This window comes from Butyrivibrio sp. TB (assembly GCF_900110805.1).
GTDB classification, from domain to species: domain Bacteria; phylum Bacillota; class Clostridia; order Lachnospirales; family Lachnospiraceae; genus Butyrivibrio; species Butyrivibrio fibrisolvens_C.
On the sequence record NZ_FOER01000031.1, the window covers coordinates 19,809 to 40,575 of the forward strand.

Genomic DNA, 20,767 nt, shown 5'->3' on the forward strand with positions numbered 1-20,767 from the left:
CGCCGGTCTATCCGGTGCTGTATCATATGCTAAAACTGGTATGACATAACTTGTAATGCAGAAAGGAAGAGTGATATGAAAAGTTTTAAGATGGATGATACTACTATTGTTAGTATCAAAGCGGGGAAGTTACAGGGATATTATTTTGACGGTACTTACATATTTAAAGGCATTCATTATGCAGAAGCAGAGCGTTTCTGCCAGCCTACAGAAGTAGAACCCTGGGAGGGAGTCAGAGATGCAACGTCTTTTGGTATGGTATGTCCACTAATGCATCAGGACAATCCGAGAGGCGAGATCATGGTTCCTCATGCATACTGGCCTATGGATGAGCACTGCCAGAATCTCAATATCTGGTCTACGGGTCTTTGTAAAGATGCTCATAAGCCTGTAATGGTATGGCTTCATGGAGGCGGATTCTTTGCAGGATCATCTATAGAACAGCTGTGCTATGACGGCGCAGCCATGGCCAAGGAAGGAGACGTAGTCGTAGTAACTATCAATCACAGACTTAACATCCTTGGATATCTTGATCTGTCACCTTTTGGTGAGAAGTACAAGAATTCGGGCAACTGCGGCAATGCTGATATGGTTGCTGCTCTTAAGTGGATCAAGGATAATATCGAAGCTTTCGGTGGAGATCCTTCAAATGTAACGATCTTCGGCCAATCAGGCGGTGGAATGAAGGTTACATCTCTTATGCAGACACCGGAAGCCGACGGACTGTTTAGTAAAGGTATAGTCATGAGCGGCGTTCTTGGTAAAGACTTCATGGATACCGGCAAAGGGGACGGAAGACCGATAGTTACAGCTATGCTTGGAGCACTTGGACTTACAGAAGCAGAAGTTGATAAGCTTCAGACAATTCCTTATCCTCAGCTGGTTGAAGCCTATGAGAAGGTTGCAGATGATATTAAGAAACAGGGCCTGTATGTGGGCATGTCACCTATGATCAATGATTATTACAAGGGAGAGCCCCAGTTTGTAGGATTTACAGACAATGCCAAGAAGATACCGCTGATGATAGGAAGTGTATTCGGAGAGTTCGCATTCATGCCTCTTACATTTGATAAGACCAGGATGACAGAGGAAGAGATGAGAGCCAAGATCGTTGATACATATGGTGATGACAAGGCAGATGAGCTTATAGATAAGTTCAAAAAAGCATTCCCTGATAAAAAGATTGTTGATGTTATATCCTATGATTCTATCTTCAGAGCACCAACCAAGGTCCTTATTGAAGAAGCAAGTAAGAGAGAAAAGGCTCCTGTATACTCATATCTGTTCACACTTGAGTTCCCGATACAGCACAATAAGCCGGCTTGGCACTGCTCAGACATAGCCTTTTTCTTCCACAATATTGACCTTGTACCTGTTGCTAATGTTCCGGGAGTTTCGGACAAGCTTCAGGAGCAGATATTCAGAGCTGTTATTAACTTTGCAAGGACCGGAGATCCCAATCATGATGAGATTCCTACATGGGATGCAAGTAGACCCGGAGATGAAGCTACCATGATCTTTGACAGAACCTGTGAATGCAGACATAACTTTGATAATGAACTAATTGCGTATCATAAGACTCTAATTCCCAAGAACCTGTTCGGAGAAAATGTAGAGATCCAGCACTGATAAAAAGTTGCGTTGAGCTTATATGGAACTTGATATCCCACCAATGATATGTTCACATTAATGCCAAAAACTGCGGCACTAAGATATATTCTTAGCGTCGCAGTTTTTTTTTAAGCAAATTGAGCCATATACAGATCGTAGTAAGCGCCTTTTCTTGCAATCAGCTGATCGTGGCTACCTGCTTCCATGATGCCTCCGTTATTGATAACAAATATGCGGTCAGCATTCTTGATAGTAGATAGACGATGTGCTATTACAAAGCTCGTCCTGCCTTTGAGAAGTGCCTGTATACCTTTTTGAACCAGCAGCTCGGTATGAGTATCAATGCTGCTTGTAGCTTCATCAAGGATCAGTATTTTGGGCATAGAGATCATAGTTCTTGCAAATGCTATCAGTTGCCTCTGGCCTATAGACAGGCCTGCGCCTCTTTCTTTGAGCTCTGTGTCATAGCCCTTTTCAAGTTCCATGATGAAGTCGTGAGCATTTACAGCTTTGGCTGCAGCGATCATCTCTTCTTCGGTTGCATCAAGCCTTCCATACATGATGTTCTCTCTTACAGTTCCCTGGAATATGAAATTATCCTGAGTCATAACACCCATCTGGCTTCTAAGACTATTGATGGTAACATCAGTAAGGTCGTTGTCATCAACATAGATCTTTCCTTTTTGAATATCATAGAACCTGCTTATCAGATTGACTATGGTACTCTTGCCTGCGCCGGTCGGTCCTACAAGAGCTATTGTTTCGCCAGGTTTTGCTTCGAAGTTTACATTCTCCAGAACCTTGGTTTCAGAATCAGTACCTTCATCGTAGGAGAATCCTACATTTTCAAAACGAACCTTACCAAGGATAGGAGGGAGCTCTTTGGCATCGTCCTTATCAACTATGGTTGCCTTAGTATCGAGTATGTCGAATACTCGTTCAGCTGCAGTCATGTTGGTGACAAGCTGGTTGTAATAGTTAGACAGTCCCATGATAGGGCTCCAGAACATACCTGTATAGCTTGCAAAAGCAGTGATAAGTCCTACAGAAGCTCCTGTATAGCCCAGAAGCTTTACTGCTACAAGGTATATGAGCATACTGTTCAGGGCTCTGCTCATATCAATTGAAGGTCCGAATAGATCTACAGCCCTGCAGGCGCCTATATAAGCGTCTCGGTGTTTGTCAGCAAGTTCTCTGAAGGTTTTCTTGGTCTCGTTTTCAGCATTAAAGCTCTGTACGACAGATATTCCTGCGATATCCTCATGTACGTAAGCGTTAAGGTTAGAGGATTTCTTACGTACATCTTCCCAGCGCTTGTGCCCGACCTTCCTGATCCAGGTGATACTTACTATCATGATAGGAAGTGATACGAAGGTACCTAGCGCAAGCTTCCAGTCTTTGACCAGCATGATAATAACTACACCTATAACAGTTATGAAGTTAGGAATCAGGTTTGTGATCGTGTTGGACATAACATCCTTCATGGAGTTAACATCTCCGATTATTCGGGCCAGGATCTTACCTGTAGGCCTTGAATCGAAGAAAGTAAAGGATAGTGTCTGGATGTGTTCGTATAGCTCCTGCCTTATATCCAGCAGAACCTTGTTAGCCACCTTGTTCATCATATACATTCTGATCTTGACAAAAGATATATAGATAATACCAAGGAGCACTATAGATGCTGCAACAAGTAGTAGTCCTCTGACATTCTTATTGGCTACATGTACGTCTATTGCATACTCTATGAGCAGCGGGCTTATAAGGCTTATGCCTACTGTGATCATAAGCGATATGAATACCGGGATTATTTCAAATATATGTGGTCTTAAATATCTTATAAGACGGGCGAATATCTTATGCCTGTCCGTGTTTTTTAGCGTCTCATCTTCGCGAAATGAGTTAGCTGCCATTATGCACTCACCTCCATTACGTCAAGGGCTCCGTATTGTGCAACATAAGTTTCGTAGTAGAGTCCTTTTTTCCTAAGCAGTTCTTCGTGTGTTCCGCGCTCAGCAACATGTCCGTCTTTTAGATAGATGATCTCATCTGCGTTACGAACTGCTGATATTCTGTGAGCTACGATGATTCGTGAAGAGCTCTTTATCTCATCAAGTGTCTTCTGGATCTCGGCTTCAGTCTCCATATCAAGAGCAGAAGTTGAGTCGTCCAGTACCAGTATAGGAGCATCTTTGGAGATAGCACGAGCGATACTGATACGCTGCTTCTGGCCTCCGGATAGTCCTACACCTCTTTCTCCTATAACAGTCTCATACTTATCGTCAAGCTTATCTATAAAGCTGTCTGCCTTGGCTTTTTTGGCTGCATCCACGATTGTTTCCATGGTCATATCTTCACGTCTTCCCATGCGGATATTTTCTTCAATAGTATCTGAAAAAAGAAATACATCCTGCATAACAACTGATGATGCGCTTCTGACCTGTGACAGATCCATATTCCTTATATCTGTTCCGTCAAGCTTTATCGTACCCTCAGTAGGATCATAGAAACGCTGCAGGAGGTTGACGATAGTACTCTTGCCTGAACCTGTCTGTCCCATGATGCCAAGAGTCTTGCCCTTATGAAGGGTGAAGCTGATGTCTGACAGGATCTGCTTGTCTCCAAGCTTAAGTGATACGTTATCGAACTCGATTTCGCCTATAACCTTATCAACGTGCTTGGCAAAAGGGTCAAGGCAAAGAGTAGAATGTTCCTTATATATCTTTTTGACCTTTTTAAGAGAGGCGATCGAGCTTGAGATATCATTGGTGATCCAGCCAAGCTCTTCCATAGGCCATGTGCAGTTTCTTGCATAGATTATGTATGCTGCAAGGCTTCCAAGGTTCATCTTTCCATGTATTACAGATATACCTCCGAATACTGCGCAGGCTACAGGAAGAAGAGTGCCTGCAAGCTGGAACACAGGATAGAAGCGGATCATAACCTTGGCTTCTTGCATGTTCAGATCGTGATATCTTTTGTTGTGTTCATAGAACTTTTTGATCTCGTAGTCTTCTCTTGCAAATGCCTTAACTGTACGTACTCCTGCAAGGTTTTCTTCAGCTATTGTAGTAAGAAGAGCATTCTCCTCACTGATTTCGTCATAGACTTTATCAAGCTTTTTTTCCATGATGATCGCAGCTGCGCCGCAGATCGCCATGAAGGTAACAGGCAGTATTGTAAGAACCAGATTGATTCTGACCATGAAATACAGGATGAGTACAGCATTAAGTACAACTTCCATACCCATCATAGCTGCCATACCTACAAGCCTGTATATCTTGTCGATATCATCCTTGACTCTTGCCATCAGCTCGCCTGTGCTGGCATCATCAAAATAGTCAAGAGAAAGCCCCTGAATATGATCAAAAAGATCCTTTCTCATTTCTGTTCCTATAGTTATACAGTTTTTATCAAAAGTATATTCTTTAAAGTATCCGAATACACTTCTGCCAAGTCCTATCAGCATGATAGCTACAAGCAGAAATGCAAAGTTATCATATACGCCTCCAACTAAAACATCATTTACTATTGTTTTTGTAACCATGGGGAACATCATGTCTAGGGCAATTGATATCAGCATGAATATGATCGCCATGGTATATGTTGCCCAGTGCTTTTGCACATAACTTCCAAGTGTCTTCATTTTTCTTTTTTTCTCCTCATTGGTGCTGTAACAGTGCTATTAACCTCGGAACTGTGTTTTAAGGAAACGGGCCCTTGCTTCCCCAAAAAAGCATAAAAAAATCCCCAGGTAAGCTTTAAATCTTTACCTGGGGAATGCTTATCACAATAATGATTCTATAAAGACAGATCAAAAAGCTCTATCCGCGTAGAATATCCCGAGGTAAAGTAATAACAAATACATGATTAAATTTATTCACTAAATTTATTCTCGCCACATTAATCATTGCTTTTACCTCGCTTTCTTTAATATTTATCAGTCGTAGCATAACTGACTCTTTGATAATGACATAGCTATTTTCAGTTGTCAATATGATATTTATATATTTTTAATATTTTTGATAAATAAAATCTTGTTTTGTTATCATATAATTATGAGATACGTCACACATGGACAGATTGGCATTTTCAAAGTCTTTGCAGGAGTGAAGTTTTAGTGATAGGGATTTCTGGAAGTATGATAGAATAAATATATACGAAAATATATTAAATCTATTAAATATAAACCATAGTAAACAACTTTAGAAAATACCTTATGCCAGTTATCTAATACTGACATATAGGGCATTTGATAACTGGCAAGGTGCATTTTCTTAAGTCATTTACATTAATAATCTTTGGAGGAACTGAATTTGGATAAGATTTTCAAAAAGCTTGACAAGAAATATTTGAAAATATGCATCTATGCTGCGATCACTGTTTTGATAACAGGTGGTATTGCAATGCTATTTCTTTTAAGCGGCCCCTTTTGGTCTAAGCTATGGGCTATTTCTGCTGCAGTATTTAGACCTATGATCATAGGAGGTATTATCTGCTATCTATTCCTTCCTATAGTGGAGAGACTTGAGAGGCTCTTTAATAAGAAAAAGAAGCATAAATGGGCAAGGCCAATTAGCGTGCTCCTTACTTTTGGTATAGTTATAGCGGCAATCCTTCTGATACTTGCTCTCATTGCTGTTGCGATCTATAAAAATGTAGAATCTCTCAATATAGAATCTATCAAGAATCTGTTTTTTAAGTTACAGGCTGATTACACGGCTATATGGAATTTTGTAGCCCAGCAGTTGGAATCATATGATATAGCTTCCGATAACATAAGTCACATAGTGACAGCAGCAACAGGTGCTGTTACAAGCTTCTTTTCAGGACTTTTGTTTGGCGTTATCTTTTCAATCTATTTCCTGCTTGATGGGAACCATCTGTCAACATACTGGACCAGAGCTTTTCGTCTTATATTCGGGCAGAAAGCAGAGGACAATATTGAAGTCTTTTTGAAGGATGCCGACAAGGCCTTTTCCGGATATATTCGAGGTCAGTTCACAGATGCACTTATAGTTGGTGTTCTTATAACTATCATCCTTTCGATAGTAGGAGTTCCCTATGCGATAGTTGTAGGCGTATTTGCAGGACTTGGCAATCTGATCCCTTATCTTGGACCAGTTGTCGGATATCTTACTTTAGTTATTGTATGTCTTCCTACAGCAGCTTTTGACAAGATGATCATTGGAATTATCATATTTGCGATCGTGATGTTTATAGATGGCAATATCATCAATCCAAAATTATTGTCTGATAATGTTGAGGTTCATCCCTTATTGGTTGTAGCTGCCCTTATAGGAGGCGGCGCTCTTGGCGGCATAGCAGGTATGCTGGTAGCAGTACCATGTGCAGCACTATTAAGACTTCAGTTTGATAAATATCTTATGAGGACAGAGAAAAGAAGGCTTGATGAAATGAAAGAAGCTTCATCAAAGTCAAAGGGTGAGCACCGGAATAAAGCATAAAATAAGTAACTTCGCACTGGTCCGTTCAATTGTTAAGTTTATAGATACGATTAGAAATCTAAGAAATCTAAGAAATCATTGATTCTTGATTGAATTTGTTTTATAATTTCTCATTGTTTTTACGTGTATTTTAAGTGACTAGAACTTCCCACTTGGATGGGTCGGCCCATCCAAGTGGGGAGTTTTAGTAAGTAATAAAATGAGGAATGAGATTTATGTTTTTTATATTGATCGATATTTTGGTCATTGGTATTGTCATACAGGCTGTCAAATATAAAAAGGTAAGGAACAAGATCTTCAGCCATAAGGAAGTTGAGAAAGCTGCAAGAGAACAAGTCAAGAAGATGAAGATCACCAATCCTGTGATTACCTGTGAATATTGTGGAAGCCAGATAGATACTTCAAGAGAGGAGGTCTGTTCGCATTGCGGAGCACCGTATGATGTATCTGCGGACTGGCGTGCAAGATTCAATGTCAGTGATTCTTTTATCGAGGAAAGTGCTGATGAAGTAATTAGTAGTCAGGAATCCAAAGTAAAAGAAGAGACAGCTGTGATGTTAAAAAAGATCAAAAGAAGGATCATTACCTTATGTGTTCTTGTCTTTGGTCTGCTGATAGTGGGAGCTATCATTTTAGTAACAGATGGTCCGGGTAACTATAGAGGCAATGAAAAGCTCAATGATAAGAATGGTTATCGTAACTGCGTTGATGTTGATTATAAGATCAATGGTGATGGTGTCATATACGATGATGGCAATGTTAAGATAACAGTCGCAGGCATTTATTATGAAGAAAACAGTACCAGAAGATATAATGGACTTATGAGATCTAACGGCAAGATAGCCTTTACTGTAGAGAATAGCTATGATGAGAACATATCCGTATCTATAAGCTGCAACAGTATCAATGGGATAAGTAGTGATACTAATTATATCAGTATGTATGGTCGTTTTAAGAAGAATAAAACTGTAACTATCTATGAGCAGATATATCAGTTTCCGGGAGAAGGTATTTCAGAGCTTTATTTTGACAGGATATATGTTTCTTGCGATGACTATAAGCATGGTGAGGAAAATGTAGAGGGTATAAAGCTAACTACTACTCATGATGAGACATGTGAATACGATCTTGATGGGTATAAGATGATCTATACCAATGATAAATTCGATGTATATGCCAAGTATACAGATGAAAGCTATGATGAAGGCTATATACTGTATATAAATAATAAGTCAGACAAAGCATTTAGGATAACTACCAAAGATATTCTTGTAGATGACGCAAGCTGTGATATATACGGAATTAGGGATTTATATATACCTTCCGGATATAAGCTAAAGACAAGTACTCTGTACAGTTCTGAAGATACTTTTGAAAATGTAAAATCCAAAGACGTTAAGATGAGTATAGCATTTAACTGTAAGGAAGATCCTTCACTTGACTTCTCAACAGGATACATAGAACTCAACTGATATAAATCACAAAACTTAAGCGTAGTGGCTTTGAAGCTGCTACGCTATTTTTTAAGCTCCACCAAACTGATAGTACTCCAATAGGATTCTATCAATTTGACGGAGCTTTTCCTATACGTTTTTAGTTTACCGCTTAAGAATCATTTATATTTAATTGTATAATACAATAGAGTCAAAATGTATTGACCGTATGTTATTGTGACACTATTCTTTCTACCATATGTCCAACTGTTTGGTATAATAGGAGTGGCTTGAGTTTGACTGAAACACTAACTGCTGACAGAATATTAAGGTATACAGAAAATCTCTTTATGCTAAGTAGAATACAGGAGATGCTGTTTACATAAATATGACATATAACGGACATTTTCCAGTAGCAGGAATTGTAACGTCTCCTAGACCCTCTTTCCTAAAGTCCTGGGCAGGCAGGGGGTTCCTTTAAATAATGTCAGCTGCAAAAAAGAATTTTCACTAGTAAGTGCACTTCTAAAGGCAACATAGCCCATAACAGCATCACGCTCGGATACCCCCATGTGTATTTGCTACCATAAAATAGTTCTTAGCAAAAACAAGAAGATCTTCCTGCGTTTTGATGTGCCTGACCAGAAATTTAAAGCAAGGCATTATGATCGCATCGTTACTCATATTATTTACAACACCTCCACATTACAATTATCAGGCAATACGCAATCCACTTTCAACGAAAAACAAATACCCGGCAAAATAGTTGCGTAAAATTATAAAAAGTAGTTGCGTAAAACCAAACATGTGATACAATATATTATATAAGGGGAATACTAAATGCGAAGGATCGCAATATACAATATGAAGGAACACATAATAAGAACACTAATGGCATTAAGCATAGCCATAACAACATTTAATACATCAACACAAAAGATCATATCTAAAGCTGAGAGCAACAATCAAGAAATCATCAACAGTCTCTATGAACAGCTTGTCATCGAAGGAAAAAACGAGGCCAGCTTCACAGGAACAGACTATAACGATCATGACGAATGGGTAAGCTACGTAGATGACATCATGACTGGATTATATGCCATTGACAGCAAGGATACCCCTTTTGACGGAACTGCGTTATTAGGAAGAGGAAATCTACGTTATACAAAAAAAGGGGATCAATACAAGATCATCTACCGTTCAGCATACGATATAAACGAAGCACAGACAGTAATCCAAGAAATAATAAAAAATGAACTGTCAGATGAAATAGACGATAACTCCACTAATAAAGAAATCATGTTTGAAATATGCGACTATATTGCAGGCAACTACTCCTATAGCAAAGAAATAGCAGAAATAGAATCAACAGATGAAGAAGAAAGACCCACCTTTGTCGATGCTTACTATGGCGATCATAAAGTAGTATGTACAGGATTTGCAAATATGGCATACCTCCTAGCAACAAGCCTTGGAATTAATTGCCTTATAATAAGTACAGACACACATCAATTCGTTGCGGCGCAGACAGGAGATAACGGAGAATATACAGCATACGATTTGACAAAGGGAAAATATGCAAGCCTGACATGGTTTGAGAGAACAATGCAAAATACAATAAATGGAATGTATGACATTACAGGTAGCTACGAAGTAAAGGTTAATACAAACATCAACTATTCATATGCTAGCAGTACCGAACAATATGAACAGTTCTGGTACTACATATCAAACTGGAAAGCAACATCACCTGATTACTATGTAGATCTTATAACAGGAAGCGTAATACCATTTCACCTGTCTATAGTGATCTTGGTAATATTCGTCATAAGAAACAGCAGGGGCAGAAAAAAACACGTAAAGAACCACCGCAAATGTGTCAATGGAGTAAGGAGAGTCACATTATGAACAATACACAGCTTATAGATAAATTCAATCAGATAGTTAATACAAATTCAAGATTATATGATCTTTGCATAGAAGCAATCAACCTAGCAGAATCAGATCCAAAGGGTTCATTGAATGCACAGTCTGAAGCTGCAAAAGAGATAAGATCCTATATAAACGAAGATGAACTGACAGAACAGGAGAAGTCCCTTATAGACGATCTTGAAAAGGCAACAACACTATCAGATGATATGGCTAGCGCCAACATTGATTACCTTTATAACCTATGTCATAGATTCGGAAATAAAGCTCCGGACAAGCAGGAGTACGAAGAGTCAACAACAAATGAAACCTACACAGAGTACGATGATACTGAAGGCAAGGCAATATATCAGGAACCTATCAGAGAAACACTTATTAATAATTCGACTGTTCCAAGCCTACGCTTACTAAAACTCATACCAATAATGATCGCTGTGACAATGCTTATCATTGTAGGAATCGTCATAGTAAGTCTGTTTCATAATACACCAACAGTATTCCACTAATACATCAGGAGATTATACAGTCTTAGATAATGATTCAGAATTAAATTATTACAATCTATATGGTTTGGGACAATTAAAACTTAAATGCGTAAAACAGGGGGTTCACGCATTAATAATAAAAGAGAGCAAAATCCTATAAAGACTACAACCACAAGGGTTTGCAGACTTGTTGCAATATATTAAAAAGCAAGCTTTTTCCTTAAATCTGTCAAAATGTTATATGATAGCTAAGGATAAACGACATCAAAGATATGTTACATATAAAGGTATTAAAATGAGTTACAGAGAAGATACTAATAAAAACCTTTTACGCAAGATCAATATCATCAAGGAAAACTTACCGCAATTTGCACAAGAATTCCTGGTATCAAAAGAAAACTCTAAAGAGAAATCTACAGTCCTACAATACGGATACGACATCGAGAAATTTCTCTATTTTATGATCGCTACAGGTAAATCAAATGCGGAAGAGACATCATGTGTCAAATTAAGCGAAATAAAAGATATCCAATCAAAAGACATAGACGAGTATATGAGCTACCTAACAGAATATAAGAGAAATGAAAAAATTTTCCGCAATAAAGACGAGGCAAAGCATAGAAAGATAGCTTCACTGAGCGCAATGTTCCATTACCTTACCATGAATGATCTTATTGAGAAAGATCCGTCTACAAAGATTGAGAATGCTAAGATACGAAAAAAAGACATAATAACAATGGACAAGGAGCAGATAGCAGAGCTGCTTGAAGTTATCAGAAGCGATGAAGGTTTTGATGGAATAGCCCTGCAACGCCATCAAAAAGAGAAGTTCAGAGACGAAGCCATTATAATGTTCTTACTCGGCACCGGAGTACGTATTTCAGAACTTGTAGCTCTAAATATAAACGACATAGACCTGAGTAATCGTAAAGCTAGGATTATTCGCAAGGGCGGAGATGAAGACACTGTATATTTTGGCGAAGATGTCAAAGAATCACTCCTAAGATATCTTGAAGGAGATAAAGACACAGAAGGCTCCAGGGCTTCATTCGAACCGGAAGAAGCAGAAAAAGACGCTCTGTTTATATCAAGACAACATAACCGATATGCGGTCCGTTCAATACAAACAATGGTCAAAAAATATACCAATATAGCACTTGGTAAAGACAATCATATTACTCCTCATAAGATGCGATCAACCTTTGGTACAGCACTATACGAAGATACAGGGGATATTGAACTTGTATCGAAGACACTTGGCCACAAAAGCATCCTTATGGCATCAGAGAGATACGTAAAATTTCCAGAAGAGAAGAAGAAAGCGGCGGCTAATAGAAGAGTATTATGAGAAGATTAAAATTGCTAAAACAGAGAAACTTCACTACAAAAACAGGTAATTCGAGTGAAATTCATTACAAAAATAAGCAAAACCCTAGACAAATAAGGGGAAAATAGTAAAAAAGACGAGAATATACCTAAAAAAGTAGGGAACTTTAAGCCTATAACTAAGCTATTCACTCACAGAAGTTCACTACAATAACGGGTAAAAAGCAAGGATAATACGAAAATGCCGATTTAAACCGCCATCAGAAATGGGAGATCATTAGAATATGGAAAACGAATACTAATCAGACAAATTCAATAAAGACCTTGTAATATCAATAAACCTGTCAATGATAGTAGAACCAGGGATATCACTTCCTATAAGATACGAATATGTATCCCTGAAATCCTCAAAATTAAGAACTCCATAATCAGGCATTGGAGCATCTACTTTGTAATATTCCCTAGCCGCCTTATTATGCCTTCCCTTTACCGCAAGTTCCGCAAGTAGCCTTGGGTCAGCACCCCTTTTCCCATCGGCAAAAACAGCACCTGTTATGCCTGCGCAGTAAAGGATCTTCATAGCTTCTCTTCCTTTGTTCGCAGAGCGCATTATTACCACAAAGTTTGCATCACATTCATCTGCAAGCTCCGACAGTTCGAGAGCGCCAAATTTCTCACCACCGTCCAAGTATTCTTTTAAAAATACGGCATCAAGATCCGGATTCTTTTTAATATAATCACGGATCATAGTTTTTGTGTAACGGCTCGTACCCTGCACTTTTAATCCGTATGCTTCAATGTTGGTAAAAATAGCACGTTCAGCCGCTTCAAAATTAAAACCAAACAGCACTTTAAATGTTCTGTCTTTTTTGTACATTGTGCATCCTCTCTACTCTTAGAAGACATCTATAGGCAAACAACACCTATCTAACTGTAATTTTGAAGTAATGCGCAGAGCAGATTCAATAGTAAGGGATTAAAAAACATGACTGCTTTTATTGACTAGTACACACGTGATGTTTTTTTAATGAAATTTTGCTTTTTTATGCAGCTACAATTGTTGAAAAAATGTCGTTTACAAACTATAATAATAGTGAAAAAATGTCGTATTACTCTTGGAATAATTTTGAAAATTTGCACATCTGATTAAGGAGTAGAAATGTTTAAAAGAAAAGCCAGTGATCAATTAAAGGAATGGAAAGACAATTACGCGCCTGAATATGCTGCGCTTCTCGAAGGAGCTAGGCGTGTTGGAAAATCGACTATTGCCGAGGACTTTGCCAAAAAAAATTATAGGACTTATATAAAGGTTGATTTTGCAAACATTACCAAAGAATTGTTAAACGTCTTTGACGATATTGCCAACCTTGAAATCTTTTTTCTTAGAATCCAAGCGGTTACCGATATCACATTATATCCACGCGAATCAGTCATTATCTTTGACGAAATCCAACGCCAGCCCAAAGTAAGGCAAGCTATAAAATACCTTGTAGCAGATGGCAGATATGATTACATAGAAACGGGTTCTTTAATCAGTATCAAAAAGAATGTCAAAGATATAGTTATTCCCTCGGAAGAACACAGAATCCCCGTATATCCAATGGATTATGAAGAGTTTATGTGGGCAATAGGCAACGATACATATGACAGGCTTAGAGAGTTTTACAAGTTAGGCATAGAAGTTGGCAATAGCGTTAATAGAAAATTAATGCGAGACTTTCGTATTTACATGGCGGTTGGCGGCATGCCCCAGGCTGTTAATGCATATATAAAACGAAAGAACTTTACAGAGATCGACCGCATTAAGCGAGACATTATAGAACTTTACATTGATGATTTTAAAAAGATCGATCCATCCGGGTCCATCGGAAGAATGTACGAATCTATTCCAAGTCAATTGGCAACAAATAAGAAAAAGTATTTCATCTCACAGGCTACAGGAAAAAGAAAAACGAAAAAGGATACGCTATGTCTTTCTGATCTATTGGATTCAAAGACAGTAATCCCCTGCTATAACACCAGAAATCCAAGTATTGCGTTATCTCAGACAAAAGACAGCGATACATACAAGTTGTACTTATCTGATACAGGCTTATTTACGACTATGATCTTCAAAGCATCCGGAAAAACCAGTGAGAATATCTACAATAAGCTACTGAGTGATAAACTTCCTGCAGACCTTGGATATTTATATGAAAACGCAGTAGCCCAGATCATCACCGCAACAAATACTGATCTTTACTATCATACTTGGAAAAAGGAAAACAGCACACATTCTTATGAAGTGGATTTTATTGTGCAAAAAGACACAAAAATCGTTCCGATAGAGGTAAAATCATCCGCTTCAAAGAAGCATGATTCCATTGACGCTTTCAGTAAAAAATATTCAAAATATGTGGCGGAAATGTATCTGTTTTCGCAAAAGGATGTTGGACATGATAACGAACTTAAATTAAGACCAATTTACATGCTTCCATTTATATTGGAAGAACTCAGTTAACCATCTATAGCCTTAACATAAAGCAAATACAGCTACCTCAAGAAAGTAGAATTGTAGATTACCATAATTCTATAGAGCATCTACAGAAAGATGCTCTATATTTTTTGCTCATATTTCTCATCTAGAAGCTGCATCGTATACAACCACATACTACTACATATTTGCCACAAAATTCCCCTCTCGCAACATCAGCCAGCCGTTTTCGCAAGCTTGCACCACCCTTGTCTAAACGGATCATCGACAATAAATCGTTTTTTCGCAAATAGTAGTTGCGTAAAACTAAATTGTGTGTTATATTATAAAAGGATAAAGAATTATGCATCCACTGAAAGGAAAGATTTTTACATGACAAGCAATACAAATACAGCCAAGTATTATCTTGGACGTATAATAAATTCAGATTATGTTACTTGTTTCGAACGTAACAATTATCCTGAAAAATATTTTGTTCAGTATAAAACCACACAGGTAAATGAACTAGGCACTATTAACTACTACGCTATCGCAAAGGACCGTGATGATAAAAACTACGCGAACTATACACCTGTAAAACAGCTCATTTATATAAGAAAAACCAGTACCTTTGCATTAATGGAAATAAGAAGTGCGAAAGGCGGAGCAGGTTATCCTCAAGCACTAATATTCCAAAAAAACTTTAATGCATCACAGGCAGTAGACTATATAGTAGCATTACTTGAAGCTGAGCACCCTGCTAACACTACTCTTAAAAGCGCTACACAATACACATCCAGAATTAACGCATACAATTTAATCCCGACAATAGTGAAACTTCTCACACCATCAAAAAGACTGGAAATACTAGAAAGGTTACATAAAGTAGCTACAAATAAGATTAACGACTCTTTCATAAGGCCCGTTAGAACAAAAAAAGGAAACTACACCACAAGAGATAAATTTATTGACTCCTTTGCTTCAAACAACCTCGCCTTCCTGGGAAAATACCTTGCAAACGAGATCATTCACTGTAATACTGAAAATGAAACACATGGACTGGAAAAATATTTTTACGAAAAAGCCTTTCAGCTAGACTTAACTTACAGTAGCATAGACGGATACGAAAGCTCGGTAGTAGCAACATCTGATGAAGTTTATAGCAAGATAGTCGATACTCTTAGTAAAAGAAAAGAGGATGAATACAGGTATTTCGATGCTCCGACAGATACTTGGAATACCAATCAAAATACCCGCAGAGGTACAGCTATCAACCTTGCAGCATTTATGGCTAGAAGAGCAATCAAAAAAGGTTTTGCTAACGAAGAAGATTACAAGATAATCGAAGAATACAAGAAGTTTTGCTCCATTATTCACAGAACCACAAGAGTATTTGAGGATAACTTTACAGTAAAATATTATGACGAAGACAATCTCTATATAACCATTCCACAAAGTGCAGAAGAAATACCCATCAAAGAAGCCAAGGAAAAGTTAAAACAACTTGCCGAAGCGACCACATGGAAGGCTATGGCATATGCCTGTTACACACAGCTTATACTCATAGGAAGCCTAAAAAAAGCAGCATACTATACAAGAAAAAGAAAGCAATTAGCAAAAGGAGAACAGCTCTCATTTACAGAAAGGGATCTTAACCCTGTATCAAAAAGAATCCGATTATTATTAATAATACCGCCTATCCTTATAACACTAATTGCTTGCATAACTGTTTTTGTACTATTCGCATACAGATTCTCCAATGATATGGAGTTCAGGAATACTGTTCAATTAATACCTTATAAGATCATCACAGTCATAATAGGATTCGGTATAGTTGCATTATTTTTCGTGGGAATAGGCAATGCAGATGGCTATCCGGTCTACTATCCCGGATATTGGAGGCATCGCAGATAGTAAATATCATAAAAATATGATAGATCAAAATACCATATACAGATAATATAATTGTAAAAAAATATAACTCACTAAAACTTAAGCGTAGTGGCATTGAAGCTGCTACGCTATTTTTTTGAAAAAATATTTGACAGCCTATGAACATGCAGCTTATTTGTTCATAGACTGGCGGTGAACGTAGCCACATTCGATAATAATCGCCATATTGTGAGATGGCATCTTATGGAGGTTAGCATGGGCAAGGCATTTACAGACGAAGAGAAAGAACAGACTATCGAAAAGTTAAGGCGTGAGGGTTTAAAGCTCCTTGCACAGGACGGAATCAAGAATGTATCGATTCGAGAGCTTACAAAGAGAGTCGGTATAGCGCAGGGAGGCTTTTATTCTTTTTACAAGGATAAAGATGCATTTGTAACAGACCTGATCCTTCTGAGGATAAGGGAGAAGACTGACCTCATGCTAGAACACAAAGACAAGACGCTGGCTGATCCGGTAGGATTCTTGTCAGATCTTCTATACCGCGAGGGTATGCATCTTAAAGATAACATGGCCTTCAATAACAGAGTTAGTGACAGTATAGCTTTTTTCATACAAAGCGATAAGAATGACGATGGCGCTGGCAGGAGGATATACAGGAACTTTATGAATCAGCTTGTACAGTACTGGGAAGAAAACGGCTATAAGGTAAGCTGTGATGTTGATGCGATCATATCTGCAGCTGTCATGGGAGGAGACATGCTCTCTAACTCGGAGATAGTACCAAAAGAGCATTTTGAGAAGATATACCATGAATATTGCTATGCGCAGGTAAGACAATTCATGCAGGTTTCACGTTAATAAGAGAGGTTATCAGTAATTAAGCGAGGCAGCTTGATATGACACAGCAGCATATCCTCGATCATATTAAATAATACAGCCGCCGGCTTTGGTGTATATGCAGTTGCTGCAATTACTATCGCTGTGAGGATTGCTTATATAGCAAGTGCCCTTGTTATAGGATTTGGTCAGGGCTTTCAGCCTATATGCGCCATCAACTATGGAGCAGCAGGGCTTTATGCGAGAGTTAAGAAATCTTTCATTCAGACATATATCACTGTAACAGTATTTCTTTTTATATCCGTTCCAATCTTATATATATGCAGAGCCGCTTGTTATGAGATTCAGTAACGATGCTGAAGTTATAGATTATGCGGTGATACTTCTTAGAGCGCAGCTATCTGTTATGCCTTTTATGGGGTATTACATCCTGATAGGGATGCTGCTTCAGAATATAGGCAGGTTTGGAAGAGCAACCCTTGTAACAGTTTCTGAAAACGGGCTTTTCCTTATACCGGTCACTTTTATAATGCCAACGATAATGGGGATAGAAGGTCTTACCTTGTGCAAGCCTCTATCCTATAGATGACAACGGAATAACTCGCCTTCCAAGTAATAAGATCAAGATCACTAAAGGGATATTTGCTCTTCCAAGATATTGGAAGATGATTGGCGATATAGACAACAATATTGCTAAGTCAGAAGAATCTCTTAAGGATTGTACACAGGCCATTCCTATGAAGAGATCGTGATACGGTATCCTGAGCTTGGCACAAAGCTATCGACCTTTATGGTCAATTATGGCAGTAAATCAGATTACAACTGTTATCGTTTTGCAGCAAAGACCTGGCGAAAAGACAAAGAGCGCTTTATCAGCGTATTAAGACCCATGGTAAAAAGCGGCGCCGCTATTTACTTTGGCTGCCGGAGTTGTCGTAGATACAGGCGGAACCTTATCTCACGCCGCTATAGTAGCAAGGGAATATAATATTCCTGCAGTACTTGCAACGGGTGATGCGACATCCAAACTCAAGGATGGTGACAGGGTCATGGTTGACGGGACAAGTGGCAAAGTTGTGAAGCTTGGGTGATAGCGATTATTATCTGCCTCTTACAAGAGTGAAGTTTGAAAGTGTTACACTTTCAAACCCAAATTGGTGCCTTTAGCTCCACCCATTTTAACCATTAGCCACATTCTTTGCTCGTGGCATGAGGTTAAGTATGATAAAAGAAAAAAAGCTCCCCGCTTGGATGTTGGTTCATACAAGTGGGGAGTGTTTGTTAAAATAATTATCATACTTTGTTTTTGAGCGTTAGGAGCTTCTCGCAAGGGGTGGTTCTTCTGGTAGCATTGAGTATAAAGAACACACCGGCTCCAACTAGGACGAATATAAGAGATGGTCCCAGAGCATCTGTGAAGAAATCACAGATAGAGAATATTCCGAAGAATATTACAGGGACTACACTTACTATGCATAGCAGTATGCCTCCGGCCAGCATGAATGATTTGTTTTCCTGATTATCAATAAGCTCGTTTTGGATTACGAATTCGGTTTCGGGATCCAGCATACAATGTTCATGATCAAGGAATCTCCATAGCTTATTTCTGCTTGTAGACAGGAGAATAAGTGCAACTCCCAAACCCACGGATACAAATAAAAGAATAACACCTATTGCTTCAATAAAGTCAGAAAATAAACTTAATATAAAGATGTCTCCAAGTCCTGAAGCAAGAATAGGGCCAATTGGAGCTATAATGCAGAAGAATACACCGCATCCGAGTAATATTCTTGATGAAGTACAATCTTTAATATAGTTGTCAGCTTCATAAGAGTCTATTATGCGCCTTCCCTTGGGGGGCATTTCATAGTTTGGAGCATCATTTTGGGGCGCAGGTATGATGCTATGCTTTTTCTGACCCAGGATTTCCATAAGATCTTCCTTACTTCCGAATTCAGAGATGATAGTACCTATCACTTCATTTTTGGGCATACCGCTTTGAATAAGTTCATTGTATTTGTCTTCCATCATAGAATACAGTTCCTGCTTGGCTTTTCTGGCTTGCGGAGTATCAGGAATGCTTGCAAACATTGCGTCCAGATAGTTTTTGATAGTTTCCATAGTTAGTTCCCCTCTTTTATTTATTCATCAATAAATCTTTCTATTACGTCCTTGGTAAGACGCCATTCTTCACACTTTTCCCTATAATAATTAAGCCCTTGGTTCGTGATCTTGTAGTAAGTACGGCGTTTACCATTGTCTGCCTCCATGCTAAAGGACGTTATATAACCGTTCTTTTCCAACCTTGTGAAAGCAGAGTAAAGCGTAGTCTCCTTGATCAGGTACTTGTCATCAGATACAGCCCGGATATTCCTTGATATCTCATAGCCGTAGGATGGCTCCTTTCTTAGGAAAAAAAGAATGATGGTATCGTTATAACCTCGGATCACATCACTACTGATCTCTTGCATAAGATAAACTCTCTTTCGGTACGTGTATTAGGTGATGAATTATTAACTTTCCACTTAGGTGATACTGCACCGTCCAAGTGAGAAGTTTGAGTCATTAATACTGACACTATTGAAATAATACAAATGAAATACTCGTGTGCTATGTACTACGATAATCGTTACTACGACTGTCATAGTAAATATACTACTACAGTCGGGGTATGTCAATATGCTAGATATAGCTTTATCACTAATAAACAATTATACTTGATTATGATAGGATGTTTATGAGAAGATCCATTAAGGAGAAAGCGCCATGAAATCTATACTTATCAAGGATACAACCAAAGAAGAGCGTGAGCAGATAGTAAAGAGTTCACTGGATTGTGGCGGCGGTTGTGAGAACTGCTCTTCATGCTGGCTCGGAGGCGGAAGCCCTTGGGATATATACCAGGATTATATTGATGGTAAGAAAGAAATCCGTGACATAAATATGGAATACATGGAAAAGTATCGACAGGACAGGCAGATACACTAGTGTGCTGACTTGAAAAAAGATTGAGGGATAAGATGACAGAAAAACAGATATATTGGTCAAGAAAACGGGATGAACTTGTGACAGCTATCAAGCAGCTTGGGTTCCCCAGGGAACTTGGTGAGCAGATTGCAAAGCAGCTGGGAAGCCCCAAGGCTATGGACAGAATGCTGGCGTATATTTATAATGTGAAGCCCCGAACTGCGGAACTGATTGTGGATGAAATGCTGGCCATTTGCAGTGATATAGATACATGGCACAAAAAGAAATCTGCAGAAGAAGCTAATGCAAAATATAACGAGATTCTGTACTACGGCCTTGAAACTGATGATGAGGAAAACTACTAAGGAA

At 38.5% G+C, this 20,767-nt stretch carries 17 protein-coding genes and 1 pseudogene; 13 read left to right on the forward strand and 5 right to left on the reverse strand.

Annotated elements, in window-relative coordinates; translation table 11 throughout:
- Positions 1–75: 75 nt before the first annotated feature.
- Positions 76–1,629 carry a carboxylesterase/lipase family protein gene (locus BMX21_RS16795; RefSeq protein WP_092046096.1) on the forward strand — a complete coding sequence of 518 codons (1,554 nt, stop codon included), beginning with the start codon at positions 76–78 and terminating at the stop codon, positions 1,627–1,629.
- A gap of 110 nt (positions 1,630–1,739) precedes the next feature.
- On the opposite strand, the gene BMX21_RS16800 is transcribed toward BMX21_RS16795, so the two are convergent.
- Together BMX21_RS16800 and BMX21_RS16805 are read right to left on the reverse strand one after the other, a co-directional pair.
- Entirely contained in the window at positions 1,740–3,521 is a 1,782-nt protein-coding gene (locus BMX21_RS16800) for an ABC transporter ATP-binding protein (RefSeq protein WP_092046098.1), read from the reverse strand.
- Entirely contained in the window at positions 3,521–5,254 is a 1,734-nt protein-coding gene (locus tag BMX21_RS16805; RefSeq protein ID WP_092046100.1) for an ABC transporter ATP-binding protein, read from the reverse strand. Before BMX21_RS16805 ends, BMX21_RS16800 begins: the two co-directional genes overlap by 1 nt.
- 670 nt (positions 5,255–5,924) lie before the next feature.
- On the opposite strand from BMX21_RS16805, the gene BMX21_RS16810 reads away from it, so the two are divergent.
- The 5 genes from BMX21_RS16810 (at position 5,925) to BMX21_RS16830 (ending at position 12,271) form a co-directional block, all read left to right on the forward strand.
- Positions 5,925–7,076 carry an AI-2E family transporter gene (locus BMX21_RS16810; protein WP_092046102.1) on the forward strand — a complete coding sequence of 384 codons (1,152 nt, stop codon included), beginning with the start codon at positions 5,925–5,927 and terminating at the stop codon, positions 7,074–7,076.
- A 215-nt stretch (positions 7,077–7,291) separates the two neighbouring features.
- Positions 7,292–8,548, forward strand: a complete 1,257-nt coding sequence (locus BMX21_RS16815; RefSeq protein ID WP_092046104.1) for a hypothetical protein — start codon at positions 7,292–7,294, stop codon at positions 8,546–8,548.
- Positions 8,549–9,349: 801 nt separating this feature from the next.
- Positions 9,350–10,417 (forward strand): hypothetical protein, encoded by a 1,068-nt coding sequence (locus tag BMX21_RS16820; RefSeq protein WP_092046106.1) that lies wholly within the window; start codon positions 9,350–9,352, stop codon positions 10,415–10,417.
- Positions 10,414–10,944 carry a hypothetical protein gene (locus BMX21_RS16825; RefSeq protein ID WP_092046108.1) on the forward strand — a complete coding sequence of 177 codons (531 nt, stop codon included), beginning with the start codon at positions 10,414–10,416 and terminating at the stop codon, positions 10,942–10,944. Before BMX21_RS16820 ends, BMX21_RS16825 begins: the two co-directional genes overlap by 4 nt.
- Positions 10,945–11,218: 274 nt before the next feature.
- The gene (locus BMX21_RS16830; protein WP_177174088.1) at positions 11,219–12,271 is read left to right on the forward strand and encodes a tyrosine-type recombinase/integrase; all 1,053 of its coding nucleotides are present in this window, start codon (positions 11,219–11,221) and stop codon (positions 12,269–12,271) included.
- A 276-nt stretch (positions 12,272–12,547) separates the two neighbouring features.
- Here BMX21_RS16830 and BMX21_RS16835 read toward each other — a convergent pair whose 3' ends face one another.
- Positions 12,548–13,126 (reverse strand): hypothetical protein, encoded by a 579-nt coding sequence (locus BMX21_RS16835; RefSeq protein WP_092046112.1) that lies wholly within the window; start codon positions 13,124–13,126, stop codon positions 12,548–12,550.
- Positions 13,127–13,408: 282 nt separating this feature from the next.
- Here BMX21_RS16835 and BMX21_RS16840 point away from each other — a divergent pair, with 282 nt between their 5' ends.
- From BMX21_RS16840 to BMX21_RS16865, 5 genes and pseudogenes are all read left to right on the forward strand, one after another.
- Positions 13,409–14,749, forward strand: a complete 1,341-nt coding sequence (locus BMX21_RS16840; RefSeq protein WP_092046114.1) for an ATP-binding protein — start codon at positions 13,409–13,411, stop codon at positions 14,747–14,749.
- Between the two features lie 345 nt (positions 14,750–15,094).
- Complete coding sequence (locus BMX21_RS16845) at positions 15,095–16,615, forward strand: hypothetical protein (protein ID WP_092046116.1); 1,521 nt, start codon at positions 15,095–15,097, stop codon at positions 16,613–16,615.
- A 234-nt stretch (positions 16,616–16,849) separates the two neighbouring features.
- Positions 16,850–17,452 (forward strand): TetR/AcrR family transcriptional regulator, encoded by a 603-nt coding sequence (locus BMX21_RS16850; RefSeq protein WP_177174089.1) that lies wholly within the window; start codon positions 16,850–16,852, stop codon positions 17,450–17,452.
- Between the two features lie 63 nt (positions 17,453–17,515).
- Positions 17,516–18,020: pseudogene (locus BMX21_RS19770) on the forward strand (MATE family efflux transporter).
- Positions 18,021–18,348: 328 nt separating this feature from the next.
- The gene (locus BMX21_RS16865) at positions 18,349–18,522 is read left to right on the forward strand and encodes a PEP-utilizing enzyme (protein WP_092046125.1); all 174 of its coding nucleotides are present in this window, start codon (positions 18,349–18,351) and stop codon (positions 18,520–18,522) included.
- 202 nt (positions 18,523–18,724) lie between these two features.
- Here BMX21_RS16865 and BMX21_RS16870 read toward each other — a convergent pair whose 3' ends face one another.
- Together BMX21_RS16870 and BMX21_RS16875 are read right to left on the reverse strand one after the other, a co-directional pair.
- On the reverse strand, positions 18,725–19,552 hold the full coding sequence (locus BMX21_RS16870; RefSeq protein WP_092046127.1) for a hypothetical protein: 828 nt from the start codon (positions 19,550–19,552) through the stop codon (positions 18,725–18,727).
- Positions 19,553–19,572: 20 nt separating this feature from the next.
- Positions 19,573–19,902, reverse strand: a complete 330-nt coding sequence (locus tag BMX21_RS16875) for a PadR family transcriptional regulator (RefSeq protein ID WP_022754468.1) — start codon at positions 19,900–19,902, stop codon at positions 19,573–19,575.
- A 295-nt stretch (positions 19,903–20,197) separates the two neighbouring features.
- Between BMX21_RS16875 and BMX21_RS16880 the strand changes: the two genes are divergently transcribed.
- Entirely contained in the window at positions 20,198–20,419 is a 222-nt protein-coding gene (locus BMX21_RS16880; RefSeq protein WP_022754469.1) for a hypothetical protein, read from the forward strand.
- Positions 20,420–20,451: 32 nt separating this feature from the next.
- Positions 20,452–20,763 carry a hypothetical protein gene (locus BMX21_RS16885; RefSeq protein ID WP_022758812.1) on the forward strand — a complete coding sequence of 104 codons (312 nt, stop codon included), beginning with the start codon at positions 20,452–20,454 and terminating at the stop codon, positions 20,761–20,763.
- Positions 20,764–20,767 lie beyond the last annotated feature (4 nt).

Excerpts from the sequence above, each read along its gene's own strand:
- BMX21_RS16795 (WP_092046096.1), top strand. The coding sequence starts at position 76 with ATGAAAAGTTTTAAGATGGATGATACTACTATTGTTAGTATCAAAGCG.
- BMX21_RS16800 (WP_092046098.1), bottom strand. The coding sequence starts at position 3,521 with ATGGCAGCTAACTCATTTCGCGAAGATGAGACGCTAAAAAACACGGAC.
- BMX21_RS16805 (WP_092046100.1), bottom strand. The coding sequence starts at position 5,254 with ATGAAGACACTTGGAAGTTATGTGCAAAAGCACTGGGCAACATATACC.
- BMX21_RS16815 (WP_092046104.1), top strand. The coding sequence starts at position 7,292 with ATGTTTTTTATATTGATCGATATTTTGGTCATTGGTATTGTCATACAG.
- BMX21_RS16820 (WP_092046106.1), top strand. The coding sequence starts at position 9,350 with ATGCGAAGGATCGCAATATACAATATGAAGGAACACATAATAAGAACA.
- BMX21_RS16825 (WP_092046108.1), top strand. The coding sequence starts at position 10,414 with ATGAACAATACACAGCTTATAGATAAATTCAATCAGATAGTTAATACA.
- BMX21_RS16830 (WP_177174088.1), top strand. The coding sequence starts at position 11,219 with ATGAGTTACAGAGAAGATACTAATAAAAACCTTTTACGCAAGATCAAT.
- BMX21_RS16835 (WP_092046112.1), bottom strand. The coding sequence starts at position 13,126 with ATGTACAAAAAAGACAGAACATTTAAAGTGCTGTTTGGTTTTAATTTT.
- BMX21_RS16840 (WP_092046114.1), top strand. The coding sequence starts at position 13,409 with ATGTTTAAAAGAAAAGCCAGTGATCAATTAAAGGAATGGAAAGACAAT.
- BMX21_RS16845 (WP_092046116.1), top strand. The coding sequence starts at position 15,095 with ATGACAAGCAATACAAATACAGCCAAGTATTATCTTGGACGTATAATA.
- BMX21_RS16850 (WP_177174089.1), top strand. The coding sequence starts at position 16,850 with ATGGGCAAGGCATTTACAGACGAAGAGAAAGAACAGACTATCGAAAAG.
- BMX21_RS16870 (WP_092046127.1), bottom strand. The coding sequence starts at position 19,552 with ATGGAAACTATCAAAAACTATCTGGACGCAATGTTTGCAAGCATTCCT.
- BMX21_RS16875 (WP_022754468.1), bottom strand. The coding sequence starts at position 19,902 with ATGCAAGAGATCAGTAGTGATGTGATCCGAGGTTATAACGATACCATC.
- BMX21_RS16880 (WP_022754469.1), top strand. The coding sequence starts at position 20,198 with ATGAAATCTATACTTATCAAGGATACAACCAAAGAAGAGCGTGAGCAG.
- BMX21_RS16885 (WP_022758812.1), top strand. The coding sequence starts at position 20,452 with ATGACAGAAAAACAGATATATTGGTCAAGAAAACGGGATGAACTTGTG.